Genomic DNA, 5,395 nt, shown 5'->3' on the forward strand with positions numbered 1-5,395 from the left:
CCCCGAAAGGTGTCCCCCTCATGCCCCTGGCGCTGCTCGCCCTCGCGGTCTCCGCCTTCGGTATCGGAACGACCGAGTTCGTGATGATGGGCCTGCTGCCCAACGTCGCGGACGACCTGGGGACCTCCGTCCCCACCGCCGGATACCTCGTCTCCGCCTACGCGCTCGGCGTGGTCGTCGGCGCCCCGCTGCTCGCCGCGCTCGGCTCCCGCGTCCCGCGCAAGCGCATGCTGGTGATGCTCATGGGGCTCTTCACCATCGGGAACCTGGCCTCCGCGCTCGCCCCGTCCTTCGGGCCCCTCCTCGCGGCCCGGGTGCTCGCGGGGCTGCCGCACGGCGCGTTCTTCGGCGTCGGCGCGGTCGTCGCCGCCCGGCTGGTGGCCGAGGGCAGGCAGGCGCGTGCCGTCGCCACGATGTTCCTCGGGCTCACCGTCGCCAACATCGTCGGAGTGCCCGCCGCCACCCTCCTCGGGCAGCACCTCGGCTGGCGCGCCACCTTCCTCGTCGTCACCGGCATCGGGCTGCTCGCCATGGCCGCGCTGGCCGCCCTCGTCCCGGACCTCCCGCGCGAGAGCGGCGGGGGCCTCGGCCGGGAACTGCGCGCCCTCGGCGACCGGCAGGTGCTCCTCGGGCTGCTCACCGCGGTCTTCGGCTTCGCCGGGGTGTTCGCCGTCTACAGCTACCTGGCCTCGATGATGACCGAGGTCACCGGCTTCGCCGAGTCCTCCGTGACGGTCGTGCTCGCCCTCTTCGGCCTCGGCATGACCCTCGGCGCGCTCGCCGCGGGCCCGCTCACCGACCGGGCGCTGCGCCCCACGCTGTACGGGTCGCTGGCCGCGCTCGCCGCCGTCCTGGTCGTCCTCGACTTCGCCGTCCATGTGAAGTGGGCCGCGCTCGTGACGGTCGTGGTGCTGGGCGCGGTCGGCTTCATGACCACCACGCCGCTCCAGATGCTCATCATGAACAAGGCGCGGCAGGCCCCCACCCTGGCCGCCGCCTCCAACCACTCGGCGTTCAACCTCGCCAACGCGGGCGGCGCCTGGCTCGGCGGCGCCGCCATCGCGGCGGGCTGGGGCTGGACCTCGCCGACGCTGGTCGGAGCGGCCCTCGCCGTCGTCGGCCTGGCCGTCGCGGTGCTCGCGGGCCTGCTGGACCGGGACCGCCCGGGTGCCACGGGGGCCTCAGGCGTCTCCCGGGTGGTCGCCTCGGGCGAGCCCGCCGAGCGGGCGGCCGAGCACGTCGGCTGACCCTCGGCCATGGGCGGCGCGGGGCCGGTGGCGCGCGCCGCACCGGGGCCGCGCCGCGGTCCGGCACGACGGGGAGGCGCACAGCACAGGGCCCCGGCTGCCGGGGCACGATCCGGGGCGCGTCCCCCCAAAGGGTGAGCCGTTCCACTGCCAAGAGGCCGGGGAGGGAAGAGCATCAGCCGGACCGGAAGGACCGGCGGCAGGACCGGAAGGGAAGGGGAGTGGTCCCATCAGGCCATGACACAGCCGACGCTCACCGAAGGCCAAGTATCAGAGATCCGCGAGTACTGCGTGCAAGGCGGCATCCACCTGGAGGCGTCGTCCGGGGTACCGGTCGTCATCCCCGTGCGCAGTGGGTTCCTCACGTGTCCGGCGTGCGGTCGGCTGCCGTCCTCCGTGATGCTGGAACCGGGCACGCTCAGCGGCGGGCGGATCACCTACGAAGGGTGCGGACACGTCTTCAGGATCCCGCGGGGGGAGCAGACATGAGCGAGGAGCAGCAGGCCGCGCAGCAGCAGCCGTGCCAGCACTGCGAGGGCAAGGGGCTGATCGCCCAGCCGGACGGGTCGGTGGTCGTCTGCCCGGAGGCGAACGGTCCGGGGCACTACTAGGGAACCGTGGAGAAGGGGTTCTGGGGGCTTCGCCCCCAGGCCCCCGCTGGGGCTGCGCCCCAGACCCCGCGCCCACCGGGGTGCCTCTTGCACTGCGTGCGCGGCTGCCGGTCGCGTTGTGGCTGGTCGCGCAGTTCCCCGCGCCCCTTACGGGGCGCTTTCGCGCCAGCGGTTCGTGATCGGCAGGCGGCGGTCCTTGCCGAAACCCTTCGCGGAGATCTTCGTGCCCGGGGGGTACTGCCGTCGCTTGTACTCCGCCGTGTCCACCATCCGCAGCACCCGCGCGACCAGCTCCGCGTCGAAGCCCGCCGCGATGATCTCGGTCCGTCCCCGGTCCCGGTCCACGTAGAGCTCCAGGAGGCGGTCCAGGACCGCGTAGTCCGGGAGGGAGTCCGTGTCGACCTGGCCCGGCCGCAGTTCGGCGCTCGGTGGCTTGGTGATGGAGTTCTCCGGGATCGGCGGGGTCTCGCCGCGCTCCTCGGCCGCGCGGTTGCGCCAGCGGGCGAGGGCGAAGACCGAGGTCTTGTAGACGTCCTTGATCGGCCCGTACGCGCCCACCGAGTCGCCGTACAGCGTCGAGTAACCGCAGGCCAGCTCGGACTTGTTGCCCGGGGCCAGGACGATGTGGCCCTCCTGGTTGGAGATCGCCATCAGCATCGTGCCGCGCAGCCGCGACTGGAGGTTCTCCTCGGCGAGGCCGGTGAGCCCCAGCGCACCCATATAGGCGTCGAACATCGGGGCGATCGGCACGGTGCGAAAGTGCAGCCCGGTGCGCCGGGCGAGCTCCTCGGCGTCCGCGACGGAGTGCTCGGAGGAGTAGCGGGACGGCATCGCCACGCCGTACACGTTCTCCGCGCCGACCGCGTCGCACGCGAGCGCGGCCACGAGCGCGGAGTCGATGCCGCCGGACAGGCCGACCAGGACGCTGCGGAAGCCGTTCTTGACGACATACGCGCGCAGGCCCGTGACCAGCGCCTGGTACACCTCCTCCGCGTCGCCCAGCCGCTCCGCCACCGTGCCGGCCGCCGTCGGCTCGTAGGCGGGCAGCGGGTCGGCGGAGAGGGTGACGTGCTCGATGCGCAGGCCGTCGTCCACCACGCCGGACGGCGCCTCGGGCGCGGCGGCCGGGAGGTCGAGGTCGATCACCGTGCAGTGCTCCGCGAACTGCGGGGCCCGCGCGAGGACCCGGCCGTCGCGGTCGACGACGATCGTGTCGCCGTCGAAGACCAGGTCGTCCTGGCCGCCGGTCATCGCGACGTACGCCGTCGTGCAGCCCACCTCCTGGGCGCGCTTGCGGACCAGCTCCAGCCGGGTGTCGTCCTTCTCCCGCTCGTACGGGGAGGCGTTGACCGACACCAGCAGCCCGGCACCGGCCGCGCGGGCGGCGGGCACCCGGCCGCCCTCCTGCCACAGGTCCTCGCAGATGGCGAGCGCGACGTCCACGCCGCGCACCCGCACCACCGGCATCGTGTCGCCGGGCACGAAGTAGCGGAACTCGTCGAAGACCCCGTAGTTGGGCAGGTGGTGCTTGGCGAAGGAGAGCGCCACCTCGCCCCGGTGCAGCACGGCGGCGGCGTTCTCCGGGGCGCCCGCGGGCCTGCCGAGCCGGGGCTGTTCGTCCTCGCTGCGGTCCAGGTAGCCGACGACCACCGGCAGCTCGCCGAGGCCCTCGGCGGCGAGGCGCGCGGCGAGTCCGCGCAGCGCCTCCCGGCCCGCCTCGACGAACGAGGAGCGCAGCGCGAGGTCCTCGACGGGGTAGCCGGTGAGCGCCATCTCGGGGAAGACCGCCAGATGGGCACCCCGCTCGGCCGAGTGCCGGGTCCAGCGGACGATCGACTCGGCGTTTCCCGTGAGGTCGCCGACGCAGGTGTCGATCTGGTTCAGGGCAAGGCGAAGTTGAGGCACGAGGCCCAGTTTAATCGTCTGACTGACGCGATCTGGTGTGACCGGCGTCACCGCTGGATCGCGCGGCGCGTTGGTGATCGTGTGGCAGGCTTCGCGAGTTGACCATGGCATATGCCGTGGTCATGACGTTATATGTACGTTACACCCCTTGTTAGGAGTATCAGTTGAGCACGCAGCCGCCGCAGTGGGGCCCGTCCCAGCCGAACAGCCCCTACCCTCCGGCCGCGCCCTCGCAGAACCCGTACGGCGCCACCGGCTACCCGCAGCAGGCGCCGATGGGCTACCCCGCCCCGGGCCCCGCCGCCTACGGCGCGGCGATGAAGCACCGCGGCCCCATCGCCGTCTGGCTCGGCCTGCCGCTGATCACCCTGGGCATCTACGGCATCGTCTGGCACTACAAGGTCAACAAGGAGATGGGGCAGTTCGACCCCCGTCGCCCCGTCAACCCGGTCATGTCGGTGCTGGCGGTGACGCTGGGCGTCTTCCTGATCGTGCCGCCGTTCGTCTCGGTCTACAACACCGGCAAGCGCATCCGTGAGGCGCAGCGCGCCGCGGGTGTCGAGCCCACGTGCAGCGCCGGCCTGGGGGTGTTCCTCATGTTCTTCTGCAGCCTGTACGTCCTCTACTACCAGTCGCAGCTGAACAAGGTCGTCGAGCGCTACGGCGACGTCGCGCCCGGCACCCAGGTGCCGCTGGCCGTCTGAGCGGCGCCGCGGTATGGCCGTCTTGGCCGCGCTCGCACCGCCCCCCGTGGGGCCCGCACCGGAACGCCGGTACGGGCCCCACGGTCGTTCAGCGGCCGTTCACCGGCGCAGGTAGCCGAGGACCGTCATCATCCCGGACTCCGCGTGGTAGACGTTGTGGCAATGGGCCATCCACAGGCCCGGGTTGTCGGCGTCGAAGTCGACCTCCAGTCGCTGCCCCGGCCTGACGATCACGGTGTCCTTGCGCGGCCCGCCGCCTGGCAGCGCGAAGGTGTGGCCGTGCAGGTGCATGGGGTGCCACATCGTCGTCCTGTTGTCGAGGACGAGCCGGACCCGCTCGCCCGCGGCCACCGGATAGCGCTGCGACGGCGTGTACTTCTTCTTGTTGATCGCCCAGTCGTACTTCGCCATGCCGCCCGTGAGGGCGAATGTGAGCGTCCGGTCGGGCTTCCGCTCCGCGAGCAGCACACCGCGGTCGGCCTTCAGCCTCTCGGCGGTGAGCAGGGTGCCGTCGAGCTCCTTGGGGCGCGCGGAGGCGTCGGGCGCCGAGCCGCCGCCGGTCCGCAGCACGGCGAGCGCCGCGGCCTTCTTGCCCTCGGCGAGTGCCACCAGCGGGAAGGTCCCGTCCTTCACCTCGACCAGCACGTCGTACCGCTCGCCCATGCCCAGCAGCAGCGCGTCCGTCTCCGCGTGCTCCACGGGAAAGCCGTCCGTGTGCGTGACCGTCATCCGGTGGTCGCCGAGCGCCACGCGGAAGGCCGTGTCACCGCCCGCGTTGACGAAGCGGATGCGGACGCGGTCGCCCGGCTTCGCGGTGAACGTCTCGGGGGCGGCGGGCGTACGTCCGTTGACCAGGTAGTGCGGGTACGCGACGTCACCCGCGTCCCCGCCCAGGAGCGGGCTGGTCGCGCCCATCATCATCCGGGGC

At 72.5% G+C, this 5,395-nt stretch carries 6 protein-coding genes; 4 read left to right on the forward strand and 2 right to left on the reverse strand.

The features are described 5' to 3' along the window. The first annotated feature begins 20 nt into the window (after positions 1-20). The 3 genes from K6I34_RS30600 to K6I34_RS38460 all read left to right on the forward strand — a co-directional run bounded on the left by K6I34_RS30600 (position 21) and on the right by K6I34_RS38460 (position 1,858). A complete protein-coding gene (locus K6I34_RS30600; protein WP_229330921.1) occupies positions 21-1,247 on the forward strand; it encodes an MFS transporter in 1,227 nt (408 codons plus the stop codon). Positions 1,248-1,484: 237 nt separating this feature from the next. Continuing rightward, positions 1,485-1,736 (forward strand): hypothetical protein, encoded by a 252-nt coding sequence (locus K6I34_RS30605; RefSeq protein ID WP_229330924.1) that lies wholly within the window; start codon positions 1,485-1,487, stop codon positions 1,734-1,736. Next, on the forward strand, positions 1,733-1,858 hold the full coding sequence (locus K6I34_RS38460) for a hypothetical protein (protein WP_275127189.1): 126 nt from the start codon (positions 1,733-1,735) through the stop codon (positions 1,856-1,858). The genes K6I34_RS30605 and K6I34_RS38460 overlap by 4 nt, the downstream gene beginning before the upstream one ends. A 147-nt stretch (positions 1,859-2,005) precedes the next feature. Here K6I34_RS38460 and K6I34_RS30610 read toward each other — a convergent pair whose 3' ends face one another. Continuing rightward, a complete protein-coding gene (locus K6I34_RS30610; protein WP_229330926.1) occupies positions 2,006-3,763 on the reverse strand; it encodes an NAD+ synthase in 1,758 nt (585 codons plus the stop codon). Positions 3,764-3,927: 164 nt separating this feature from the next. Here K6I34_RS30610 and K6I34_RS30615 point away from each other — a divergent pair, with 164 nt between their 5' ends. Continuing rightward, positions 3,928-4,467, forward strand: coding sequence for a DUF4234 domain-containing protein (locus K6I34_RS30615; protein ID WP_229330928.1), 540 nt, complete (start codon positions 3,928-3,930; stop codon positions 4,465-4,467). 99 nt (positions 4,468-4,566) lie between these two features. Here the strand turns inward: K6I34_RS30615 and K6I34_RS30620 are convergent. Continuing rightward, a partial coding sequence (locus tag K6I34_RS30620) for a multicopper oxidase family protein (RefSeq protein WP_229330930.1) occupies positions 4,567-5,395 on the reverse strand: 829 nt, incomplete at its 5' end.

It is taken from the genome of Streptomyces sp. UNOC14_S4 (genome assembly GCF_020740835.1).
Classification (GTDB): Bacteria; Actinomycetota; Actinomycetes; order Streptomycetales; family Streptomycetaceae; genus Streptomyces.

Excerpts from the sequence above, each read along its gene's own strand:
- K6I34_RS30600 (WP_229330921.1), top strand. The coding sequence starts at position 21 with ATGCCCCTGGCGCTGCTCGCCCTCGCGGTCTCCGCCTTCGGTATCGGA.
- K6I34_RS30605 (WP_229330924.1), top strand. The coding sequence starts at position 1,485 with ATGACACAGCCGACGCTCACCGAAGGCCAAGTATCAGAGATCCGCGAG.
- K6I34_RS38460 (WP_275127189.1), top strand. The coding sequence starts at position 1,733 with ATGAGCGAGGAGCAGCAGGCCGCGCAGCAGCAGCCGTGCCAGCACTGC.